The organism is Streptomyces actinomycinicus (genome assembly GCF_016741775.1).
In the GTDB taxonomy this organism is placed as follows: Bacteria; Actinomycetota; Actinomycetes; order Streptomycetales; family Streptomycetaceae; genus Streptomyces; species Streptomyces actinomycinicus.
The window spans coordinates 1-319 of record NZ_JAERRK010000094.1 but is presented as its reverse complement, the minus strand read 5'-3'; the positions used below and the strand labels follow the sequence as shown (position 1 = coordinate 319).

The 319-nt window shown below is 71.5% G+C and carries 1 protein-coding gene; it reads left to right on the top strand.

From position 1 onward, the window contains the following. On the top strand, positions 1-319 hold a 319-nt coding region (locus JK359_RS38650), incomplete at both ends, for an AMP-binding protein (RefSeq protein WP_201844417.1).

The window sequence follows — 319 nt, the reverse complement described above, 5'->3', positions numbered from 1 at the left end:
AACTCCCGGGCCGATCAACTGGCTTGTGAGCTGATCGCCCGTGGCGTGCATCCGGGGGACGCCGTCGCCGTACTGCTGCAGCGGTCGCCGCACACGGTGACCACCGTCCTCGCCCTCATGAAGGCCGGCGCCGTCTACGTCCCGCTCGACACGCGCTACCCCGCGGAGCGCATCCGCCACGTCCTCGCCGACACCGGTGCCGCGCTCGTGGTGACCGACGAGGCGTCCCAGGCGGAACTCGCGCCGGTGCCGGCGGACCTGTTCGTCGTCGACTCCGTCAAGTGGGACCGCGACGATCGTCGTACGGCGCCGGACGTGA